Origin of the sequence: Faecalibacterium sp. AM43-5AT, assembly GCF_003603345.1 — a bacterium.
GTDB lineage: Bacteria > Bacillota > Clostridia > Oscillospirales > Ruminococcaceae > Faecalibacterium > Faecalibacterium taiwanense.
This window is the reverse complement of record NZ_QVGZ01000011.1, coordinates 55,822-76,300: the sequence shown is the minus strand read 5'-3', so window position 1 is coordinate 76,300 and position 20,479 is coordinate 55,822. Positions and strand designations below refer to the sequence as shown.

21 protein-coding genes, 2 tRNA genes and 1 riboswitch are annotated in these 20,479 nt (G+C 56.2%); of the genes, 13 read left to right on the top strand and 10 right to left on the bottom strand.

All coding sequences use genetic code 11. From position 1 onward, the window contains the following. Positions 1–240 precede the first annotated feature (240 nt). Positions 241–528, top strand: a complete 288-nt coding sequence (locus DW937_RS12005) for a VirB6/TrbL-like conjugal transfer protein, CD1112 family (protein ID WP_165852928.1) — start codon at positions 241–243, stop codon at positions 526–528. 16 nt (positions 529–544) lie between these two features. After that, a complete protein-coding gene (locus DW937_RS12000) occupies positions 545–1,894 on the top strand; it encodes a recombinase family protein (RefSeq protein WP_243111476.1) in 1,350 nt (449 codons plus the stop codon). Positions 1,895–2,209: 315 nt separating this feature from the next. On the opposite strand, the gene DW937_RS11995 is transcribed toward DW937_RS12000, so the two are convergent. Together DW937_RS11995 and DW937_RS11990 are read right to left on the bottom strand one after the other, a co-directional pair. After that, positions 2,210–2,285: transfer RNA gene (locus DW937_RS11995), tRNA-Ala, on the bottom strand. Positions 2,286–2,580: 295 nt separating this feature from the next. Further along, entirely contained in the window at positions 2,581–2,991 is a 411-nt protein-coding gene (locus DW937_RS11990; protein WP_120121061.1) for a hypothetical protein, read from the bottom strand. Between the two features lie 248 nt (positions 2,992–3,239). On the opposite strand from DW937_RS11990, the gene DW937_RS11985 reads away from it, so the two are divergent. The 3 genes from DW937_RS11985 to sigG all read left to right on the top strand — a co-directional run bounded on the left by DW937_RS11985 (position 3,240) and on the right by sigG (position 5,684). Continuing rightward, positions 3,240–4,079 (top strand): sigma-E processing peptidase SpoIIGA, encoded by an 840-nt coding sequence (locus DW937_RS11985; protein ID WP_120121059.1) that lies wholly within the window; start codon positions 3,240–3,242, stop codon positions 4,077–4,079. Positions 4,080–4,127: 48 nt separating this feature from the next. Further along, positions 4,128–4,832 carry a sigma-70 family RNA polymerase sigma factor gene (locus tag DW937_RS11980; protein ID WP_005945695.1) on the top strand — a complete coding sequence of 235 codons (705 nt, stop codon included), beginning with the start codon at positions 4,128–4,130 and terminating at the stop codon, positions 4,830–4,832. 84 nt (positions 4,833–4,916) lie between these two features. Next, positions 4,917–5,684: an RNA polymerase sporulation sigma factor SigG gene (sigG, locus tag DW937_RS11975; RefSeq protein ID WP_118526125.1), complete on the top strand. Its 768-nt coding sequence runs from the start codon at positions 4,917–4,919 to the stop codon at positions 5,682–5,684. 50 nt (positions 5,685–5,734) lie between these two features. Here sigG and DW937_RS11970 read toward each other — a convergent pair whose 3' ends face one another. Beyond that, positions 5,735–5,983 (bottom strand): sporulation transcriptional regulator SpoIIID, encoded by a 249-nt coding sequence (locus DW937_RS11970; protein ID WP_005945675.1) that lies wholly within the window; start codon positions 5,981–5,983, stop codon positions 5,735–5,737. A 110-nt stretch (positions 5,984–6,093) separates the two neighbouring features. Beyond that, positions 6,094–6,193: riboswitch (TPP riboswitch) on the top strand. An 82-nt stretch (positions 6,194–6,275) separates the two neighbouring features. Here DW937_RS11970 and DW937_RS11965 point away from each other — a divergent pair. From DW937_RS11965 to bilS, 3 genes are all read left to right on the top strand, one after another. Next, positions 6,276–6,905 carry an energy-coupled thiamine transporter ThiT gene (locus DW937_RS11965; protein ID WP_097775318.1) on the top strand — a complete coding sequence of 210 codons (630 nt, stop codon included), beginning with the start codon at positions 6,276–6,278 and terminating at the stop codon, positions 6,903–6,905. Positions 6,906–7,047: 142 nt separating this feature from the next. Then, positions 7,048–7,123, top strand: a tRNA-Ala gene (locus tag DW937_RS11960). 63 nt (positions 7,124–7,186) lie between these two features. Beyond that, a complete protein-coding gene (gene bilS / locus DW937_RS11955) occupies positions 7,187–7,678 on the top strand; it encodes a flavodoxin family protein BilS (protein WP_120121057.1) in 492 nt (163 codons plus the stop codon). A 92-nt stretch (positions 7,679–7,770) separates the two neighbouring features. On the opposite strand, the gene DW937_RS11950 is transcribed toward bilS, so the two are convergent. Together DW937_RS11950 and yfcE are read right to left on the bottom strand one after the other, a co-directional pair. Further along, positions 7,771–8,607, bottom strand: a complete 837-nt coding sequence (locus DW937_RS11950) for a DNA glycosylase (protein ID WP_120020316.1) — start codon at positions 8,605–8,607, stop codon at positions 7,771–7,773. Then, entirely contained in the window at positions 8,607–9,152 is a 546-nt protein-coding gene (yfcE, locus tag DW937_RS11945; RefSeq protein ID WP_118526133.1) for a phosphodiesterase, read from the bottom strand. Before yfcE ends, DW937_RS11950 begins: the two co-directional genes overlap by 1 nt. Positions 9,153–9,461: 309 nt before the next feature. Here yfcE and DW937_RS11940 point away from each other — a divergent pair, with 309 nt between their 5' ends. The 4 genes from DW937_RS11940 to DW937_RS11925 all read left to right on the top strand — a co-directional run bounded on the left by DW937_RS11940 (position 9,462) and on the right by DW937_RS11925 (position 14,717). Next, entirely contained in the window at positions 9,462–10,793 is a 1,332-nt protein-coding gene (locus DW937_RS11940) for an MATE family efflux transporter (RefSeq protein ID WP_118526135.1), read from the top strand. A 198-nt stretch (positions 10,794–10,991) separates the two neighbouring features. After that, entirely contained in the window at positions 10,992–12,383 is a 1,392-nt protein-coding gene (locus DW937_RS11935; protein WP_118526137.1) for a sodium:alanine symporter family protein, read from the top strand. A gap of 350 nt (positions 12,384–12,733) precedes the next feature. Further along, positions 12,734–13,690 (top strand): pyruvate kinase, encoded by a 957-nt coding sequence (locus DW937_RS11930; RefSeq protein WP_097777556.1) that lies wholly within the window; start codon positions 12,734–12,736, stop codon positions 13,688–13,690. 94 nt (positions 13,691–13,784) lie between these two features. Further along, a complete protein-coding gene (locus DW937_RS11925; protein WP_120121056.1) occupies positions 13,785–14,717 on the top strand; it encodes a carbohydrate kinase family protein in 933 nt (310 codons plus the stop codon). A 72-nt stretch (positions 14,718–14,789) separates the two neighbouring features. Here DW937_RS11925 and pyrB read toward each other — a convergent pair whose 3' ends face one another. The 3 genes from pyrB to DW937_RS11910 are packed head-to-tail and all read right to left on the bottom strand — an operon-like array spanning position 14,790 to position 18,265. Then, the gene (gene pyrB, locus DW937_RS11920; protein ID WP_120121076.1) at positions 14,790–15,737 is read right to left on the bottom strand and encodes an aspartate carbamoyltransferase; all 948 of its coding nucleotides are present in this window, start codon (positions 15,735–15,737) and stop codon (positions 14,790–14,792) included. Next, a complete protein-coding gene (locus DW937_RS11915) occupies positions 15,734–17,035 on the bottom strand; it encodes an adenylosuccinate synthase (protein WP_097775312.1) in 1,302 nt (433 codons plus the stop codon). Before DW937_RS11915 ends, pyrB begins: the two co-directional genes overlap by 4 nt. A gap of 6 nt (positions 17,036–17,041) precedes the next feature. Next, complete coding sequence (locus tag DW937_RS11910; protein WP_120121054.1) at positions 17,042–18,265, bottom strand: argininosuccinate synthase; 1,224 nt, start codon at positions 18,263–18,265, stop codon at positions 17,042–17,044. 152 nt (positions 18,266–18,417) lie between these two features. Here DW937_RS11910 and DW937_RS11905 point away from each other — a divergent pair, with 152 nt between their 5' ends. Further along, positions 18,418–19,329, top strand: a complete 912-nt coding sequence (locus DW937_RS11905; RefSeq protein WP_118526145.1) for a LysR family transcriptional regulator — start codon at positions 18,418–18,420, stop codon at positions 19,327–19,329. A gap of 189 nt (positions 19,330–19,518) precedes the next feature. On the opposite strand, the gene DW937_RS11900 is transcribed toward DW937_RS11905, so the two are convergent. Beyond that, positions 19,519–19,995, bottom strand: a complete 477-nt coding sequence (locus tag DW937_RS11900) for a pyridoxamine 5'-phosphate oxidase family protein (RefSeq protein WP_165852932.1) — start codon at positions 19,993–19,995, stop codon at positions 19,519–19,521. A gap of 35 nt (positions 19,996–20,030) precedes the next feature. Beyond that, positions 20,031–20,444, bottom strand: coding sequence for an SseB family protein (locus tag DW937_RS11895; protein WP_118526149.1), 414 nt, complete (start codon positions 20,442–20,444; stop codon positions 20,031–20,033). Positions 20,445–20,479: the final 35 nt, after the last annotated feature.

Genomic DNA, 20,479 nt, shown 5'->3' with positions numbered 1-20,479 from the left:
TCATGCCGATTGCTTTCACTAAAAAGCAGTCGGCATTTTTGTTTTTCCCAGCACAGTTTTCTGTACAACTACAACTTTCTGCAGCTCGCAGTTTTATGGACGGTAGTATACAGACAACTGGATCATTATTTTTATTAACGAAAGGAAGGCATTCTATGGAATTTCTGACCCACATTATTTTTCTGCTCAATCTGCTCAAGACCCTGATTAACCATTTTTCCTGATGGGTGGTGGCTCTGAGTGGAAACAGTTCTCAAAGCGATTTCGGATTGGATCAAGTCGCTGCTGACAGCGGCGATTATGTCCAATCTCAGCGGCCTTTTTGATGATGTCAACACGCAGGTGGGCAGCATCGCGCAGCAGGTCGGCACCAAACCATCCAACTTTGAACCGAGAGTTTTTGCCATGATCGAGGCACTGTCCCGCAATGTAGTGCTGCCCCTGTTTGCACTGGGCTTCCAAGGATTTCTGATCCTGATCTGCGTGGCCATCTATGCGGTATTGATACGCCCGAAAGGGCAAATTTGATATTCTGCTGGTGTTCATGTTCGACCGTATCGGACGCATCGCAGATGAAACGCCATTTGTCGTAGAATGGTTTGTGCGAAATGGCATCCGGGTGTGGAGTACCCAAGAGGGTGAGCAACGATTCGACAACCACACTGACAAATTGTTGAACTATATCCGCTTCTGGCAGGCAGACGGTGAAAGCGAAAAAACTTCTGTCCGTACACGTACCAGTCTGCGGCAGCTTGTGGAAGAAGGGCACTTCAAGGGCGGCAGCGCGCCGTATGGTTACGACCTTGTGAAAAGCGGGCGTATTAACAAACGCAAGCACGAACTGTATGAACTGCACATCAACGAGCGTGAAGCTGCCGTAGTTCGGATTATTTTCGACAAGTATGTGCATGAAGGCTATGGACCGCAGCATATCGCAACTTATCTGAATGGTAACGGCTACCGTGCAAGGTCTGGGAAATGCTGGCATCCGGCAAGTATCCGTGGAATGGTTCGGAACCTGACCTATACAGGCGTTCTCCGCTGTGGGAATGCCCATTCGGAATTGCTGCAAGAGTTGCAGATCATCCCAGCGCAGCAGTTTGAAGCCGCCCAGCGTATCCGTGAAAATCGTTCTAACCGTGCAGCACAAGAATCCGAATATCGCGTTCCGCTGAACATTCACGGACAATCTCTGCTTTCGGGCAATGCTTATTGTGGACATTGCGGTGCAAAGCTGACCTTGACTTCCAGCCGAAAATGGCGCAAACTCTCCGATGGAACACTGGACGATACGCTCCGTGTCCGTTATACCTGTTACGGAAAGCTCCGTAAGCAGACCGGCTGCACCGGGCAGACGGGTTATACGGTACATATTTTGGATGAGATCATTGATAAGTCAGTCCGTCAGATCTTTTCCAAAATGAGAGGCATCCCGAAAGAGCAGATCATTACAAGGCGTTACGAGCGGGAAGTTGTCGAACGCAAGAATCATCTGCAAACTATTCAGGTAGAGCGGGATAAAGCCCAAAAAGACTTGATTTCCCTGAAAGCCGAGATTCTTGCCTGTATCAAAGGCGAGAGCGTCTTTCCCAAAGAAACCCTTGCCGAGATGATTACAGCGCAGGAGGAAAAACTTCGGGAATTGGATGCTCTTTATGAATCTTCCTATGCAGAAACAGAAAAAACTGCCGAACTGATGGACAACGTATCAAAACTGTACGAAGAACTGATTTCTTTTTCTGATCTCTACGACAGTGCCAGTTTTGAAGCAAAGAAAATGATTGTCAATCAGCTTATCCGCAGGGTAGATGTTTATCGTGGGTATCAGCTCAACATTACCTTCAACTTCGACCTTACGCCGTACATTGAAGGGGATGATACAGCAGCCTGCTGAAAAAACGGGCGGAAAACATTCCTTTTTGAAAATGGTGTAAAGTCAAAAGTTGGGGGTTGTATAGGAACCGCCTGCAAAAGCCTGAAAACGGTGCAGGCGAAGCAATGCAGCCCCCCAAAAACCTGCTTCAGCAAAAAGAAAAGCACCATACTTCCTACGAAGTACAGTGCTTTTTTGGTGGAGAATACCGGGCCGATTCTGATCACGGTGACCCTCTTGCAGTCCATGCACGGCGCTCTTCTGGGTGAGCTAAGCCCTCACTCGTTTGGCAACAACAAAAAAACACCACACGTTTCCGTGCGGTGCTTTTCCTTCTGGTGGAGAATACCGGGATCGAACCGGTGACCTCTTGCATGCCATGCAAGCGCTCTCCCAGCTGAGCTAATCCCCCAGATGTTCGTGCCGTGCCTGACGACGTGGTTTATTATATCAGCACATCCGGGAGTTGTCAACTATTTTTTGAAAAATTTTTCGGCAGTTTGTCTGTCAATGGAGATTTTTTGAGATCATCCGATCCTGCTCCAGCCCTGCGCCGTTTTCCCACAGCCTGCTCAGTTTTTATGCAAACAAAAACCCCGCACAAAACGATCGCTCGTCTTGTGCGGGGTCCTCCTAGCTCTTTTTATCTGACACAACAAACGTTATGTCAAATCAAACTATCTATCCTATTCAGGAAAGATTAGTTATTAGAGAGTGGGCAGAGTGCCAGACTTAGTTTCCAGACCGATGGAGCTGCTGCCCAGGGTGTAGATAGCGGACAGGCCGCCCAGGATCTGCATGCCAGCGTTCAGAGCGCCAACAGCAAAGCCCCAGTTGCCGCCGAAGGTGCCGTAGCCCTTGTTGTAAGCCTTATCCAGCTTCTTAACAGAGTAGCCAATCACATCGCCGGGAATGTAGTTGCCATCGAACAGCTGGCTCAGAACATCGTTGGTGTACTTAGCCAGGAAAGAGTTGCCAACGATCTTGATCACGTTAGCGGAAACGTTCTGCCAGTTCTCAGTGGTCATAGCAGGAGCCAGGACATCAACCAGGCTACCGCCGACAACATAGGTCATCTCGTTTTCTGCAACAGCAGAGAAGTTTGCAGGCATCATCATAATGAATTTCTCCCTTCAAATTTAGAAAGATATTTGCAAGCCATTTGTTTGGCTTACGTCCCTTACTAGGATGGCAATAATATACCACACTTTCCAGAAATGTTCAAGTACTTTTTTGAAAAAAATGTGAAAAATGTGATAGACTGTGAAAATCCGGTCTCAAAATTCTTACAGAAGCCGTTTTTTTGCACACAGCGACATGGTTTTTTGCAGAATTGGAAGATACTGGAATTTGAAAGGGATCGTGTATGAAAACCGTGATCTATCTGGACGAACTGCTGCTGACGAACTTTCTGGCCGCAGCAGCGCTGCTTTTGGGCGCAGGGCTTTTGTGTGCGCGGCAGTGCAGCGGCCTGCGGCTGATGGCGGGCAGTGCGGCAGCGGCAGCAGCTTCGCTGGGCATTCTGCTGCCGGAGCTGCCCGAGCCTGCAGCTTTCCTTTATAAGGTATTCACCTGCTGTGCTGCTGTAGCTGCGGCTTACGGCGTGCCGGGCCTGCGCAATTTTGTGCAGCTGTGTGCGTGGTATCTGCTGCTGAACCTGCTGCTGTGCGGAGCCGTACTGCTGCCCGGGGTGCAAAGCGCAAATCTCTGCGTCTATCTGCCGCTGTCTCCGGGCCGGCTGCTACTGTGCTGCGGTGCAGTGCTTGCCGTGCTGCGCGGCGTACTGTTCTGCTTTGGCCGTGCAGGCACCCGCTGCTTTGCCGCTGTGCTGGAGCTGGAAGGCTCAGTCCTCTCCGTACAGGCTTTCTGTGACACCGGCTTCTCCGTGCAGGACCCGCTGACCGGGCAGGCAGTGGTTCTGGTCTGTTATCCTGCCGTGCGCAGTACCCTGCCGCCGGAGCTGCGCACATTTCTGGACAGTTATTTTGCCTGCGGCACAGCACCGCCGCCGGAGTTGCGGGTGCGGCTGGTGCCCTGCACCACCATTGCCGGGCACTGCGTGCTGCCTGCCGTTCCGGCCAAGGCCCTGCGCACCAGCAAAGGCAGTGCAGCGGGCATTCTGGCCGCATTCTGCCGCCCGGAAACACAGCAGCCATGGACAGCTCTGCTGGGCAGCGAATTGGCCGTACAGCTGGGCATCCGCTGAGAAGCACTTGATGCGATTGATACTTATAGATGTACAGGAGGGGTATTCATGTTTCATGTTCTGCACCGGTTCTGGCGTTGGCTCCTTGCACGGCTGGGCTATTGCGGCGGCGCACATTTTCTGGCGGGCGCGCCCAGCCTGCCCCCGCCCCTGACCCCGGAACAGGAAAAAGTCCTGCTCTCCCGTATGGCTGCAGGCGATGCCGCTGCCCGGGACGACCTGATCACCCACAACCTGCGGCTGGTGGTGTACCTTGCCAAAAAGTACGAAAGCAGCGGTGTGCCTGCCGAGGACATGATCAGCATTGGCACCATCGGGCTGATCAAGGCGGTGAATACCTTCACGCCGGAGCGCAGCATCAAGCTGGCCACTTACGCCAGCCGCTGCATCGGCAATGAAATTCTGATGTACTTACGCAAAAGCTCCAACCGCCGTCAGGAAGCCAGCATCGACGAACCGCTGAACGTGGATGGCGACGGCAACGAGCTGCTGCTTTCTGATATTCTGGGCAGTGATGAGAACCAGATCAGCCAGCGGCTGGAACAGGATGCGGAGCGCGCCGTTCTTCGCCGGGCCGTGGACAGCCTGTCCCCGCGGGAACGGCAGATCATGGAGCTGCGCTTTGGTCTGGCAGACGGCATCGAGCGCACCCAGAAGGAGGCCGCCGACGCACTGGGCATCAGCCAGAGCTATATCTCCCGGCTGGAAAAACGGATCATCCATACCTTAAAAGTACAATTGGAAAACGAATAACGGCTCCCAGTTTTTCCCGTGCATAGTGCTTTGCACGCAGGGCCATACTCCCGGTGAAGATCAAAACAGACCGGGGGCGTTTGGATGTACAACAAAGTGGAGCTGTGCGGCATGAACACTGCAAAGCTGCCTGTGCTGACCGAAGCCGAAAAGCGGGAACTGCTGGCCCGCGCCCACGCCGGTGATGCGGCAGCCCGGGAACAAATGGTGGAAGGCAACCTGCGGCTGGTGCTCAGCGTGGTGCAGCGGTTCGCCCAGCGCGGCGAAAATCTGGACGACCTGTTTCAGGTGGGGTGCATCGGCCTGATCAAGGCCATCGATAACTTTGATCCTGCCCAGCCGGTGCGCTTTTCCACCTACGGCGTGCCCATGATCATTGGGGAGATCCGGCGCTTTCTGCGGGACAACAACGCCCTGCGGGTGAGCCGCAGCCTGCGGGATACCGCCTACCGTGCCATGCAGAGCCGCGAAGCGCTGGAAAAGCAGCTGGGCCGCGAGCCGACCATGGACGAGATCGCACAGGCGGCGGGCCTTGCCCGGCGCGAAGTGGCCGCTGCGCTGGAATCGGTGATGGAGCCGATCAGTCTGGAAGAGCCGGTGTACACCGATGGCGGCGATGCGATGTATGTGATCGATCAGGTGCGGGACCCGGACGGCGAGGACAGCTGGATCAGCGGGCTGCAGTTCCGGCAGACCGTGGCCGGGCTGACCCCGCGGGAAAAGCGGATCATGGAGCTGCGCTACCTGCAGGGCAAGACCCAGATGGAGGTGGCGCAGGAGATCGGCATCAGTCAGGCACAGGTCAGCCGGTTGGAAAAAGGCGCACTGAGCCAGTTCCGCACCCGGGACTGAACCTAAAAAAGGCGGCACAGCTTCCGTTTTGTTCGGAAGTGTGCCGTCTTTTATCTGCGGCTGTATTTGCGCCGGGTGGCCGCACCGCCGCGCAGATGCCGCTCTGCCTTATTGCAGGCCAGAACCGCCCGCACCTGCCGGAACAGCTCCGGCTGCAGCGTCCGCAGCCGTACCGCAACATCCTTGTGCACGGTGGACTTGCTGCACCCGAACACCGCTGCCGCCGCACGCACTGTGGCCCGGTTGGCCGCGATATATTCGCCCAACTGTACCGCCCTCTGTTCGGGGTCTCCCTTCATATCCAGACTCCTCCCATTGTGAACTTATAGTACAGCCTATGCACAGGCCGGGGCAGATATGTTCCGCCGGGGCTTGACTTTTGCGCCGGATGCGCTATACTTTTGCTTGGACATAAAAACAGGGGCGCCGAAAGGCTGAGATCCGCGTTTTGCGGAGTACCCTTTTACCAGACCGGACAATGCCGGCGTGGGAGTTTGCAGAACTGTCCGTTCTTTCACAAACCCCATGCGCCTGCTGAAAAGCGGGCGCATTTTGTTTTTGTGTACTATTGTTCTGAGAAGAGGAATCCCTATGACCAAAACCTATTCCAAGACCCGCATTCTGGTGGAGGGTGCGCTGATGATCGCCCTGTCCACCGTTTTGAGCATGATCCAGATCCCGCTCATGCCACACGGCGGTTCCATCACCCTGTTCAGCATGGTGCCCATTCTGGTAATGAGCTACCGCCACGGCGCAAAGTGGGGCATCATGACCGCTTTCGTCAACAGCCTGATCCAGCTTGTGCAGGGCCTTGGCAATCTGGCATACTGCCAGACCCTCACGGCACAGGTGGGCTGCGTGCTGCTGGACTACCTTCTGGCCTTCACGGTGCTGGGCTTTGCCTGCCTGATCGCAAAGCCTTTCCGCAGCCGCACCGTGGGTGTCGGTGTCAGCGCCTTTGTGGTGTGCCTGCTGCGCTTTTTGTGCAGCTTTCTGTCCGGTTACATCGTCTGGAAGGACTACGACTACGCTTTCAGCTGGATGACCGAGATCGGCTTTCCCGGCATCTCCAACATGAGCGTGGACGGTCTGTGCTGGCTGTACAGTGCCGTGTACAACGCCACCTACATGCTGCCCGAAGCCATTCTGACCACGGTCCTTGTGGTGATCCTGATCCGTGTCGCACCGCAGATCTTCGACCCGCAGAACGCAAGAGCGTAAGTTTTTTCGCAGTCATTTTTCCCGCCGGGAAGGGCATTTCCCCGGCGGGAATTTTTTTTTGCAGAAAATCCCAAAAAGCTGTTGACAATCCGGCAAAGCGCTGGTATAATTACTCCTGTCGTCAGGCACGGCACAAACATCTGGGGGATTAGCTCAGCTGGGAGAGCGCTTGCATGGCATGCAAGAGGTCACCGGTTCGATCCCGGTATTCTCCACCAGAAGGAAAAATACCGCACGGAAACGTGCGGTATTTTTTGTTGTTACCGACCAAAGGAGAAACTATGAGCTACGCGATCGTATTCAGCAGTAAAACAGGCAACACAAAATTATTGGCAGACACGCTGCACGCCTGTCTGCCACAGGAAAACTGCTGCTATTTTGGCACCCCGGACCCTGCTGCCATGGAAGCGGACACCCTCTATGTGGGCTTCTGGACAGACAAGGGAAACGCTGACGAAAGCACTTTGGACTTTTTGAAGCAGCTGCACGGCAAAAATATCTTCCTTTTTGGCACCGCCGGCTTTGGCGGCAGTGAGGAGTATTTCAACAAGATCCTGAAAAAGGTGGAGGGTTCGCTGGACAGGAGCAACACAGTCTTCGGCCGTTATATGTGTCAGGGCAAGATGCCGCTTTCGGTACGCCAGCGGTATGAGGGCATGAAAAAGCAGCCGATCCATCTGCCCAATCTGGATGCGCTGATCGAGAATTTTGACAACGCCCTTTCTCACCCGGATGCAGAAGATCTGGAACGGTTAAAGCAGGCGGTAAAATGATAAAAAGGCAGCGGTTTTCCTCAAACAGAGGAAGCCGTTGCCTTTTTTGCTTAGCGGATGATCCTACGCTCCTGCCTGCGGCTCCGCGGTTCTTATCCCACGCTTCTTTTATAAAAGAACAGGTACTGCTGCACGATGCCTGCTTCCAGCCCGAACTGCGGGAACGGGTCCTGCCCGGCAAACTCGTCCCGGATGAGCCGTTCGATCCAGACATCCACCGGCACACGGCCCACACGGCCATAGCCGAACAGACACACGCAGTTTGCCACCTTTTTGCCCACACCGTCCAGTTCCATCAAACGGGCAAAAAGTGCTTCATCGGGCAGGGAAGCCAGCTTTTTCAGGTCCAGTGTGCCCTCTGCCGCCTGCTGCGCCGCATGCAGCACGTAGCGGGTGCGGTAGCCAAGACCGCACTCCTGCAGCGCCTGCTCCCCGGCACAGCAGAGCGCTTCTGCTGTCGGGAACGTGTACACCGGCCCTTCGCTATCGCTGCCCAGCCGCTCGCCAAACCGCTCCGAAAGCAGCTCTACCGCCCTGCGGATAGCCGGGATGCTCTTTCGCTGCGAGATGATGAAGCTGACCAGCATCTCCCACTCATCCTGACGCAGCACCCGGATGCCCCGGCCATATTCCATGGCACGCTGCAGAAAGTCGTCCCGGCTGTCCAGCTTTCCGCGCAGGGCGGCATAGCTGCGGCCAAGGTCGAAGTAACCGTGCCAGAAGGTTTCCCATGCGCCCGGCTCACACCGCACCGTGTAGGTTCCGCTGCGCAGTGGTCTGAGGTAAAGCAGCTGTCTCCCGGAAACAAACCGATACCAGCCCTCCGCCTGCTTCCGGGGGCGAAAGCACTGGCCGCTTTCCAGAATTTTGTCCGGGTCGAAATCATCCCGGATCTGAACCGTTTTCTCTTCCAGCTCCATTGCCCCCATCACAGCTCCAGCTCCCGGTACACTTCGCCTTCCAGCGTTTTCCAAAGGAAAGTCTCCCCTTCCAGTGTCATATAGCTATGTGCGCTCCCCTCCTTCGGGATGCTCACAGAACCGGGGTTCAGGTAGAGATTGCCTTCGCCGAACTCTGTCCACGCCGGAATGTGGGTGTGGCCATGCAGCAGGACATCCCCCGGAGCCAGCGGCGGCAGTTTTTTCAGGTTGTGTACATGACCGTGGGTAGCGTAAACGAGCCGCCTGCCCACTGGCAGCACCGCATAGTCGGCCAGAATGGGAAAATCCAGCACCATCTGATCCACCTCAGCGTCACAGTTGCCCCGCACGCACAAAAGCGCCGGCTTCAGCCCGTTCAGGAGCGGGATGACCTCCTTCGGGGCATAGCCCTCCGGCAGGTCGTTGCGGGGGCCGTGATACAAAAGATCCCCCAGCAAAAGCAGCCGGTCTGCTCTCTCCCGCTCAAACGCTTTGATCATTTTTTTGCAATAAAACGCCGACCCGTGCAGGTCGGATGCGATCATCCATTTCATGGCAGGATTCTCCTTATTTTATAAAGTATCTATTTTTATTTTAGCCTCCCGGTGAAAAATGGTCAAGTCTATAAAAGTCATACTTTATCCGTTTGACCTCTTGACATCTGCCGGAAGCCGTGTTATCCTACAGTTAATAAAATTCGTGTGGATTTTTACAGCAGTATGCTACTTTTCGCCACACAATGACTTCAAAAAAGCCATTGTGTGGCTTTTTTGCGTCTGCGTTTGTTTTCGAGCAGTCTCGCCCTGACGATTCCGCGGCTGCAGTAATTCATTTCTTTTCTCTACAGGAGCAATGCAAACACTATGAACGAGACCTTTATGAAAGAAAAATCGGTGCTGCCGCTGCTGGTATCCATGGCACTGCCGAACGTTATCTCCATGCTGGTGAACAGCCTGTACAACATCGTGGACAGCCTGTTCGTGGCTCGTATCAGCGAGGATGCCATGACTGCCCTCAGTCTGGTGTATCCCATCCAGAACTTTGCCAACGCCATTGCCATTGGCTTTGGCATTGGCATCAATGCCATGATCGCACTGTACCTTGGCGCAGGCGACCACAAAAAGGCCGAGACTGCCGCCACCCACGGCATGGCGCTGAGCCTGATGCACGGCATTCTCATCACCATTGTCAGCATTGTCATCATGCCGGGCTTTTTGCGCCGGTTCACCAGCGACGCAGGCCTGATCGCATCCGGCATCACCTACTCCACCATCGTATTCCTGTTTGCCACCATCAACATGGCGGCACTGGCCTTTGAAAAGATGTTTCAGGCCGTGGGCCGCATGAAGGTGACTATGGCGGCGCTGATCTTCGGCTGTGTGTGCAACATCCTTCTGGACCCCATCCTGATCTTCGGCCTTGGCCCGGTGCCTGCCATGGGCATTGCGGGTGCGGCCCTTGCCACCGGCATCGGCCAGCTGCTGAGCCTGTGCGTTTACCTCTTCGTTTACGTCCGTACTGAGCTGCCTGTCCGACTGCGCCGCAGCTGCCTGCGCCCGGATGCCGCACTGGACGGCAGACTGTATGCCATCGGCGTGCCGGCCATCCTCAATCTGGCCCTGCCCTCTCTGCTGGTCACCTTCCTGAACGGCCTGCTGGCGGGCTTTTCCCAGAGCTACGTGGTGGTGCTGGGCATTTACTACAAGCTGCAGACCTTCCTGTATCTGCCCGCCAACGGCATCGTGCAGGGTATGCGCCCGCTCATTGGCTACAATTACGGTGCCAAGCAGCACGCCCGCGTGAAAAAGCTCTACGAACTCACCCTCATCATGAGTGCTGTCATCATGGCTGCGGGCACGGTCATCTGCCTGTTCGCTTCCCGCCCGCTGATGCAGCTGTTCACTTCCAACCCCGAAACCGTCGCCATCGGCCAGACTGCCCTGCGCATCATCTGTCTGGGCTTTGTGGTTTCTGCCGTATCCACCACCTCTTCCGGTGCACTGGAAGGCCTTGGCAAGGGCGCAGAATCGTTGGTCATCTCGCTGTGCCGCTACATCGTATTCATCATGCCGCTGGCCGCTGTGCTGTGCCATTTCCTTGGTGCCAACGGTGTGTGGCATGCATTCTGGATCACCGAAGTGCTGTCCGCCATCGTGGCTTACCCGGTGTACCGCAAGGCAGTTGGAAAGTGCTGAGCCTTCTTGAAAGCGCTGGACGGCGAAGACCCAGTAAAATAAAATAGTTTCAAGCAGTTGAGGGAGAGTTTGCCAAAAACCCTCCCTCTTTTTTGTGCATTTTATTTGACAGTGCGCAAAAACTGCGGTAAAATAAGATGTTTGTTTTCCGGCATTTCGGCTGGAAAAGCGCAATTTAACAGAGGATGTGGGAAAAATATGATCGAGACGATCACGGCCGTCAATCAGGCGGTCAACCAATTCATCTGGGGCGTGCCCGCCATGGTGTGCATCATCGGCGTAGGCCTGCTCCTGAGCGTTCGCACGGGCTTTTTGCAGATCCGCAAATTTCCCTACGCCATCAAGACTACCATCGGGCGAATGTTCCGCAAAAAAGACGCTTCCGATGGTGCCATGACCCCCTTTCAGGCGGTGTGCACCGCGCTGGCCGGCACCGTGGGCACCGGCAACATTGCCGGTGTGGCAGGCGCGATCGCCATTGGCGGACCGGGTGCCGTGTTCTGGATGTGGTGTTCTGCCCTGCTTGGCATGTGCACCAAGTTTGCCGAGGTCACGCTGGCGGTGCACTACCGTGAGCGCAGCGAGGCGGGCGAATGGGTAGGCGGCCCCATGTACTACATTAAAAACGGCCTGAGCAAGCATTGGCAGTTTCTTGCTGTGCTGTATTCCCTGTTTGGCGTGCTGACCGTGTTTGGCACCGGCAATGCCACACAGGTAAATACCATCGTTGCCGCCATCGATACCGCTCTGCTGGAATACGGCGTGGTGGGCGGCGGTGCGCTTTCTACCCTGAACCTCGTGGTTGGCATCGCAGTGGCCATGCTGGTGGCCATGGTGCTGCTGGGCGGCATCAAGCGCATTGGCAGCGTGAGCGAAAAGCTGGTGCCCTTTATGGCTCTGTTCTACATCGTGCTGTCCGTGGGCGTTATGGTGCTGAACTTTGAGCGCCTGCCCTATGTGTTCGAGTCCATCATTGCGGGTGCGTTCAACCCGGCAGCGTTCACCGGCGGCACCATCGGCAGCCTGTTCGTCAGTATGCAGAAGGGTGTGTCCCGCGGCATTTTCTCCAACGAGGCCGGCCTTGGCACCGGTTCCATTGCCCACGCCTGCGCCGACACCAAAAAGCCGGTCAAGCAGGGCATGTTCGGCATCTTTGAAGTGTTTGCCGATACCATCGTCATCTGCACCCTGACTGCCATGGTCATTCTGTGCAGCGGCACCACCGTGAACTACGGCACCGCCGCCGGTGCAGAGCTGACCATCAGCGGCTTTACCACTACCTACGGCGGCTGGGCTTCCATCTTTACCGCCGTAGCCCTGTGCTGCTTTGCTTTTTCCACCATCATCGGCTGGGGCCTGTATGGTTCCCGGTTCCTGGTGTTCCTGTGCCGCAGCGATAAGGTGGCAAAGCCCTTCTTTCTGGTCTACTCCTTTGTGTCCATTCTGGGCGCAACGATGGATCTGGGCCTGCTGTGGAGCATCGCCGATACCTTCAACGGCCTGATGAGCATTCCGAACCTGCTCGCGTTGCTGCTGCTTTCCGGCACGGTGGTCAGGCTGACCAAAGAATTTTTTGCATCGGAGGGCTGATTGCCCACAACAAAAAGAGGCTGGTGAACTATTTCCTGCCGCGGGAGCGGGTGGTGCGCCTGTGGGAGGGCTTCAAAAAGCGTCTCGGCCTTTGCCGATAAAAGCATCCGGACATGCGAAAAAGCTGTTGCAAGACAGCTCTCCAAAAACATTGTACGAAACCCGGAACTTTTTCAGGGCCAAACGGCTCTAAAAAGGTTCCGGGTCTTTGATTTTTCGCAATTTCCCTGCGCAGGCTGCTATCGCATTTCTTCAACCGCCTCATAATGCCCGTGTCCGGCTCTTTTCAACCCGGACAGTTCATGTTACAATATACATTAGAAATAAAAAATGAATCGAGGGAATGAACCTTGGATTTTTATGGTACCATCGGCCCGGCCTGCGCACAGCCGGCGATCTTGCAGCACATGGTGGAAGCCGGCATGACCGGCATCCGCATGAACCTTTCCCACGGGCCGCTGGCGGCGCACACCGACTGGCTGGCCATGATCCGCGCAGCCGGCATCCGCCAGCTGCTGATCGACCTGCAGGGGCCGGAACTGCGCATCGGCACGCTGGCAGAGCCTGTTGCTCTGGTTGAGGGCAGCTCTGTACGCCTTGGCGCAGACGGCGTACCTTGCCCGGCAGCTCTGGTACAGGCGGCTGCGCCGGGCCAGCAGCTTTTGCTGGACGACGGCAAGCTTCTGGTGCAGGTCACACAGGCATTGCCGGAAGCCCTTGTGTGCACCGTGGTGCGCGGCGGCACCCTGCAGAGCCGCAAAAGCATTGCTGCACTGGGCCTTGCGGTGCCCTCGCCTACCCTGACGGAGGAAGACCTGCAGAACCTGAAAATTGCAAAGCAGTGCGGTGTTACCGGTGTGATGCTGCCTTTTGTGCGCGGCAAAGCAGATATTCTGGCCCTGCGCCATGCGCTGGAAGAAGCCGGGGCTGCGGATATCCGTATCTTTGCCAAAATTGAAAACATGACCGGTGTGCGTGCCCTGCCGGAATTCATCCACCTTGTGGATGAGGTGGTGATCGCCCGCGGAGACCTTGGCAACGCCATGCCGCTGTGGGAGCTGCCCCGCTGCCAGAAGCAGCTTTCCGCCGCCTGCCGGGCTGCAGGCGTGCCCTTTATGGTAGTGACCCAGATGCTGGACAGCATGTGCACCCGCGCCGTGCCCACCCGGGCCGAGGTGAGTGACATTTACAACGCCGTGCTGGACGGCGCGGCCAGCGTGATGCTGACCGGTGAGACTGCTGCCGGACAGTACCCGATGCAGGCCATGGAATATCTGGTGCGCACAGCGCAGACAGCCCTTGCCTGACCTTTGCGGAGTTTTCGCGCAAAAGGGATGGCACATTGTGTCAGAATACGGTATAATAGACGTAAATATTTCTTGTTCAGAAAGGTTTTTTGCTATGGGAATCGTTGTGCTCGGTGCTGTTTTTGTGGATATCAAAGGCTATCCCCTGTCTGCCTACATTCCCGGCGGGCGCAACGCCGGGCGCATTGAGCAGGTACACGGCGGAGTGAGCCGCAATGTGGTGGAGGATATCGCCAATGTAGAGCTGCGCCCTACCTTTGTCAGTCTGGTGGACGACACCGGCATGGGACAGGATGTGATCAACAAGCTGGAGAACCACAAGGTGAACACCAAGTACATCCAGCGCGTGCCGGACGGCATGGGCACTTGGCTGGCCATCTTTGACAACGACGGCGATGTGCATGCAGCCATTTCCAAGCGGCCGGACACCACTCCCCTCACCGGCCTTTTAAAGGAAAAGGGCGACGAGATCTTTGCCGACTGCGATGCCATTGCGCTGGAGCTGGATCTGGAAAAAGATACTGTAAAACAGGTGCTGCACTACGCCAAAAAGTACAACAAAAAGGTTTTTGCGGCCATTTCCAACATGAGTATTGCCATGGAGCGCCGGGATTTCCTGCAGCAGATCGATTGCTTTGTGTGCAACCAACAGGAAGCCGGGCTGCTGTTCTCCGATGATTACGGCCATCTGGCCCCGGACGAGATGTGCAGGGTTCTGGCCACCAATGTGCACAGCGCCAACATTCCCAGTATGGTGATCACCATGGGCGGTCAGGGTGCCGTATATGCCCGCGCCAACGGCGAGTGCGGCGTGGTGCCTGCCAAGAAGGTGGATGTGATCGACACCACCGGCGCAGGCGATGCCTTCTTTGCCGGCACCACCATCGGCCTGACCTACGGCAAAACGCTGGCCGAGTCCTGCGAGATCGGCAGCCGACTGGCCGCATCGGTCATCTGCATCACCGAGAACGTCTGCCCCCGCTTCCGCCCGCTGGAATTCGGGCTGAACATTCCGGTGGTGGATTAAAGTAATATCAGAAAGCCGGGCAGACTGCGGTCTGCCCGGCTTTCTTTTTAGGATTCGGGGAAGAGGTTTATATCATGCTTCCAGCACCTTTTTGCCAGTAACTGGATCAGGGATATCAAGCAACGCCAGAATGATGGCCATGCGGATATACACGCCATTGTGCACTTGATCAAAGTAGGCGGCACGCGGGTCGTCATCCACATCCTTTTTTATCTCGTCGATTCGGGGCAGCGGATGCAGCACCGGCATATCCTGCGGTGCCTTCTGCAGCAGCGCTTCGTCCAGCTGGTAGCAGCCTTTCAGGCGCAGGTATTCTTCCTCGTTGAAAAAGCGCTCCTGCTGGATACGAGTCATGTACAGCACATCCAGATGCGGCAGCTCGGCTTCAAGGTCAGCCGTTTCCTTATAGATCTGATGGGTCGGCTCCAGCGATTCATTCTTCACATACTGCGGCAGGCGCAGATCTTCCGGCGAGATGAACACGAACCGGTTGCCCTCAAACTGGCTCAGCGCAGCGGTCAGGGAGTGGACCGTGCGGCCAAACTTGAGGTCGCCGCAGAAGCCGATCGTCAAATGATCCAGCCGCCCCTTGCGCTGGCGGATCGTCATGAGGTCGATCATGGTCTGGCTGGGATGCGCGTGCCCGCCGTCGCCTGCATTGATCACCGGCACACGGGCAGAAAGGGATGCCCGCAGCGGTGCGCCCTCTTTGGGGTGGCGCATGGCGATCACATCGGCGTAGTTGCTCACCACGCGGGCGGTGTCCTCCACCGTCTCGCCCTTGCTGGCGGAAGAAAGCTGTGCCCCTGCAAAGCCCAGTGTCTTGCCGCCCAGCCGCAGCATGGCCGATTCAAACGAAAGGCGGGTGCGGGTGGAAGGCTCGTAGAACAGGGTGGCCAGAATGCGCCCATCGCACAGGTGGGCATAGGGTGCCGGGTCGGTCTCCATCCGGTCGGCAAGATCCAGAAGGGCCAGCTGCTCTTCCAGAGAAAAGCTGTTGGGCTCAATAAAGTGTCTCACAGCCATTCTCCTTTCAGCACGAACTTCTCGCGCTCGGCTCCGGTAGAGACGAACTGGATCTCATGGCCCAGCTGCTTTTCCAGAAATTCCACGTAAGCCTTGGCCTCTTTGGGCAGCTCATCCCAGCTCTTGCAGCCGGAGATATCCTTGTTCCAGCCTGGCAGCATAGTGACCACCGGCTCTACACGGTCAAGGTCGGACAGCGGGTCGAAGCTGGGGACTTGCACGCCATCCAATGTGTAACCGGTGATCACCGGGATCTCTTTCATGCTGCTGAGCACATCCAGCTTCGTCAGGGCGATCTTGTCTGCGCCCTGACAGGTAAGGCCGTAGCGGCTGGCCACACAGTCGAAGGGGCCGACACGGCGCGGACGGCCGGTGGCCGCACCATACTCGCCGCCTGCCTTGCGCAGCTGTTCATTCCAATCCTCGCTCATGGCGTTCTCGGCGGCAAAGGGGCCTGCACCCACGCAGGTGGAGTAGGCTTTCAGCACGCCCACCACATGGTCAAGACGGCAGTTCGGAATGCCTGCGCCCAGCGGCGCATAGGCTGCCAGCGTGTTGGAGCTGGAAGTGAAGGGGAAGATACCATAATCGATATCCCGCATGGCACCCAGCTGGGCTTCCAGCACGATGCGCTTGCCGCTGTCGTGAGCCTGCTGCAAAAATGCACCCACATCACAGATATACGGTGCAAACTGTCCGGCCTGCATCCGGCACCATTCCAGCAGAGCATCGTAGCTCATGGGTTCCTGATGATAGCAGCCACCCAGCTCCAGATTCTTGGATTCCAGGATCATGTGCAGGCGGTCCTGCACCCGCTTTTCGTCCAGATGCAGCAGATCGCCCAGACGCAGGGTCTTTTTGCGGTATTTGTCGCTGTAGGCGTAGGCAATGCCGCGGCGGGTAGAACCAAAGGCCGCACCCTTCTGGGCAAGGCGGTCCTCTTCCAAGCCGTCCTGCACCTTATGCCACGGCATGGAGATGGTGGCCTTATCTGAAAGTTTCAGGTTTTCTGGGCCTACCTTTACGCCGCGCTCCTCAATGGCATCCATTTCTCCGGCCAGATGGTCGAGGTCGATCACCATGCCCGCACCCAGCACACAGACAACGTCCGGGTGCAGGATGCCGGAGGGCAGCAGGTTCAGGATGAACTTGCCCTGCTCCGTTACAACGGTGTGGCCGGCATTGTTGCCGCCCTGATAGCGGGCAACAACATCGGCATGTTCGGCTAACAGATCGATGACGCGGCCTTTGCCCTCATCGCCCCAATTGATACCAGTAACTGCTGTAAGCATAACTCTTTATTTACCTTCTTTTTCGCTGTTTACGATGGCCTGCACCTTGGTGGGCAGACCATAGATGCTGATAAAACCGGTAGCATCACTCTGCTTGTAGTCGCCGCCGGCAGCAAAAGTTGCAATGTCCTCACGGTAGAGGGAATACGGAGACCAGACACCGGCGTTGATCATGTTGCCCTTGTACAACTCCAGACGCACCTTACCGGTAACGTTTTCCTGCGTGGAGGTGACGAAGGCGCTCAGAGCTTTGCGCAGGGGGCTGAACCACTGGCCGTCATAGACCAGTTCACCAAATGTGATGGACAGCTCGCGCTTTTTGTGGGCAGTGAGCTTATCCAGCGTCAGAGTTTCCAGCACCTCATGAGCCTTATAGAGGATGGTACCACCGGGAGTCTCGTACACACCGCGGCTCTTCATGCCCACCAGACGGTTCTCCACCACATCGTACAGGCCGATGCCGTTGCGCCCGCCGATCTCATTCAGCTTGGCAATGAGGACGGCGGGCTTCATCTTTTCGCCGTTCAGGCTCACCGGCACGCCCTTTTCAAATGCCAGCTCCACGAACTCGGACTTGTCCGGTGCGGTCTTGGGGCTGACACCCAGCTCCAAAAAGCCCGGCTTATCGTACTGCGGCTCGTTGCCCGGGTCCTCAAGGTCAAGGCCCTCATGGCTCAGGTGCCACAGGTTCTTATCCTTGGAGTAGTTGGTCTCGCGGTTGATCTTCAGCGGGATGTGATGTGCCTCGGCATAGTCGATCTCTTCGTCACGGCTCTGGATATCCCACTCACGCCACGGAGTGATGATCTTCAGGTCCGGTGCAAAGTGCATGATGGCCAGTTCAAAGCGCACCTGATCGTTGCCCTTGCCGGTGCTGCCGTGGCACACGGCATCTGCACCCTCGGCGCGGGCGATCTCCACCACACGCTTTGCCAGAATGGGCCGTGCAAAGCTGGTGCCCAGCAGATAGCCCTCGTAATCGGCCCCGGCCTGCATGGTGGGGATGACGTAATCCTCCACAAATTCATCGGTCAGATCTTCTACGTACAGCTTGGAAGCACCGCTTGCCTTGGCGCGCTCTTCCAGACCTTCCAGCTCGCCCTTCTGGCCCACATTGCCGCACACTGCAATGACCTCGCAGTTGTTGTAATGCTCTTTCAGCCATGGGATGATAATGGAAGTATCCAGACCGCCGGAATAGGCCAGCACGACCTTTTTGATCTCAGACATAAGAACAGCCTCCGTTCAAGCCACTTTATACTTTTGAATTCCCTCTTGCAATTTTTGATTGCGGTGTTATTATACTAGCAAGCAGAGAATGTGTAAAAAGTATCCTGCACATGGTCACGATACAAAATTGACATGAAAGAGGGCACGCCGCTATGTATGTGGACTGGGAATATTACAAAATCTTTTATTATGTCGCGAAATATCAGAATTTCACCAAAGCCGCGCGGGTGCTGGGCAACAACCAGCCCAACATCACCCACTCGATGAACCGGCTGGAAAGCCAGCTGAATTGCGTGCTGTTCATCCGCTCCAACCGTGGCGTTACCCTTACCCCGGAGGGTGAACTGCTTTACTCCCGCATTGCATCTGCGGCGGTTCAGATTCAGGATGCAGAAGAAGAGCTGAGCGCCAGCGCCACGCTGGAACACGGTGCGATCAGCATCAGCGCTACCGAAACTGCGCTGAACATCTACCTTGCAGAAAAGCTGCGCGCCTTCCACACGGACTACCCCGGCATCCGCCTGCGCATCTCCAACCACTCCACGCCGCAGGCTTTGCAGGCCGTGAAAAACGGCGAGGTGGATTTTGCCGTCATCACCACCCCTGCCGAGGTGGAAAGCGGCCTGAAAATGGTGGAGCTGAAGCCCTTTTATGAGGTGCTTGTGGGCGGCAGGACCTTTACTGCCCTTGCCAGCCAGAACCTTTCGCTGAAGGAGCTGAACAATTATCCGCTGATCTCCCTGAGCGACGAAAGCATGACCCGCGCCTTTTACCGGCAGTTCTTTCTGGATCACGGTGCGGTGCTGAAGCCGGATACCGAGGCTGCCACCACCGACCAGATGCTGACCCTTGTCAAAAGTGAGCTGGGCATTGCATTCCTGCCCCAGACCATGGCGCAGGATGCACTGGCCCGCGGTGAGATCGTGCAGCTGCATCTGCAAGAGATCATCCCTCAGCGCTCCATCTGCCTTGTGTACGACCATCACCGCCCGCTGAACACGGCAGCCCGCAAGTTCCAGCAGATGCTGACCAAGGCGGCCCCCAAACGCCCGGAACACAGATAACTGCCGGGCCTTTCTCTGCAAACTGATCTATACGGGACTGTTGCAAAATAGCTCTCTGAAAAAACAATGCACAAAACCCGGAACCTTTTCACAGCCAAAACGGCTTAAAAAAGGCTCCGGGTTTTTGATTTTGTGCTATTTCTTTGTGCAAGTTGCTACCACATTTTTATTTTGCAACAGTCCCCTGTTTTACTTTTCCTGGATCTGCTTGCCGGTGAGGTGCTCAATGGTGATCTCGTAAAGCTGCACGGCCTTGATGTACAGCGCAATTTCCTTTTCCACCTCTTCCTTGCCGGGGTAATACTTCATGCCAAGCTCCCGCACGCGGGCCTCGGTAGCAGCGGCATCGTCGATCAGATGGCAGCGGCCAAACACCACAGTGCTCTGCACATAAGGCGCCCAGTCGCCCGGCTCAAAGTGTTCGTTGCCGTAAACGGTAAAGCATACCTTATCGTTCTGTTTCAGCGCGTCCGCCTTCTGGCCGGACTTTGCCCCGTGGAAGTAGATTTTGTCGTGCTCCTGATCGTAGTAATAATTCACCGGGATCGCAAAGGGATAGCCGTCGTCACCGTTCACTGCCAGCACGCCCCGCCGGGACTGCTGTAGCAGGTGCTTTGCAGCTTCTTCCGGGATGGCGCGGCTGGCTCTTCTCATGGGTCTGAACATTTTTGTTTCCTCCATGTATCGCATGTTTGCGGTGCTCATGCGCCCTTGATAATGCGGATGAGGGTCTTATCCAGCTGGATGGTGCGGTTCCACGGGTTCAGGATGACCCCGCTGATCTCCTTTACCGTAAGCGCTGCATCAAACAGCTTGTCCATATCCACAAGAAAGGTGGACTGCACCGGCTCGGCTCCCTTCATTTCCTCGTCAAAGCTGGTGAATGCATACCACCAGCTTGCGCCATCGGCCGTCCGGATGGCCCGCAGCTGCATCTGTTCACTGCCCAAATTGGGCTCCACCGCCACGACAAGCTGGCCATGCTCCTTTATGCGCCGCCGGATCACGGTAAGGGTGTGGGCCAGCTGTTCCTGTGTGGGCTTCTGCTGCAGGGCGGCTACCGCCTGCTCGATCTTTTCGTTGCCGTTCAGGCCCTTGTCTCTGGGTTGATTCATTAAGGTTGGTTCCTTTCTATTGTATTTTGGTAGAG

Bases quoted from the DNA above. Each gene is read 5' to 3' on its own strand.
- DW937_RS12000 (WP_243111476.1), top strand. From the start codon at position 545: ATGTTCGACCGTATCGGACGCATCGCAGATGAAACGCCATTTGTCGTA.
- DW937_RS11990 (WP_120121061.1), bottom strand. From the start codon at position 2,991: ATGATGATGCCTGCAAACTTCTCTGCTGTTGCAGAAAACGAGATGACC.
- DW937_RS11985 (WP_120121059.1), top strand. From the start codon at position 3,240: ATGAAAACCGTGATCTATCTGGACGAACTGCTGCTGACGAACTTTCTG.
- DW937_RS11980 (WP_005945695.1), top strand. From the start codon at position 4,128: ATGTTTCATGTTCTGCACCGGTTCTGGCGTTGGCTCCTTGCACGGCTG.
- sigG (WP_118526125.1), top strand. From the start codon at position 4,917: ATGTACAACAAAGTGGAGCTGTGCGGCATGAACACTGCAAAGCTGCCT.
- DW937_RS11970 (WP_005945675.1), bottom strand. From the start codon at position 5,983: ATGAAGGGAGACCCCGAACAGAGGGCGGTACAGTTGGGCGAATATATC.
- DW937_RS11965 (WP_097775318.1), top strand. From the start codon at position 6,276: ATGACCAAAACCTATTCCAAGACCCGCATTCTGGTGGAGGGTGCGCTG.
- bilS (WP_120121057.1), top strand. From the start codon at position 7,187: ATGAGCTACGCGATCGTATTCAGCAGTAAAACAGGCAACACAAAATTA.
- DW937_RS11950 (WP_120020316.1), bottom strand. From the start codon at position 8,607: ATGGGGGCAATGGAGCTGGAAGAGAAAACGGTTCAGATCCGGGATGAT.
- yfcE (WP_118526133.1), bottom strand. From the start codon at position 9,152: ATGAAATGGATGATCGCATCCGACCTGCACGGGTCGGCGTTTTATTGC.
- DW937_RS11940 (WP_118526135.1), top strand. From the start codon at position 9,462: ATGAACGAGACCTTTATGAAAGAAAAATCGGTGCTGCCGCTGCTGGTA.
- DW937_RS11935 (WP_118526137.1), top strand. From the start codon at position 10,992: ATGATCGAGACGATCACGGCCGTCAATCAGGCGGTCAACCAATTCATC.
- DW937_RS11925 (WP_120121056.1), top strand. From the start codon at position 13,785: ATGGGAATCGTTGTGCTCGGTGCTGTTTTTGTGGATATCAAAGGCTAT.
- DW937_RS11915 (WP_097775312.1), bottom strand. From the start codon at position 17,035: ATGCTTACAGCAGTTACTGGTATCAATTGGGGCGATGAGGGCAAAGGC.
- DW937_RS11910 (WP_120121054.1), bottom strand. From the start codon at position 18,265: ATGTCTGAGATCAAAAAGGTCGTGCTGGCCTATTCCGGCGGTCTGGAT.
- DW937_RS11905 (WP_118526145.1), top strand. From the start codon at position 18,418: ATGTATGTGGACTGGGAATATTACAAAATCTTTTATTATGTCGCGAAA.
- DW937_RS11900 (WP_165852932.1), bottom strand. From the start codon at position 19,995: ATGTTCAGACCCATGAGAAGAGCCAGCCGCGCCATCCCGGAAGAAGCT.
- DW937_RS11895 (WP_118526149.1), bottom strand. From the start codon at position 20,444: ATGAATCAACCCAGAGACAAGGGCCTGAACGGCAACGAAAAGATCGAG.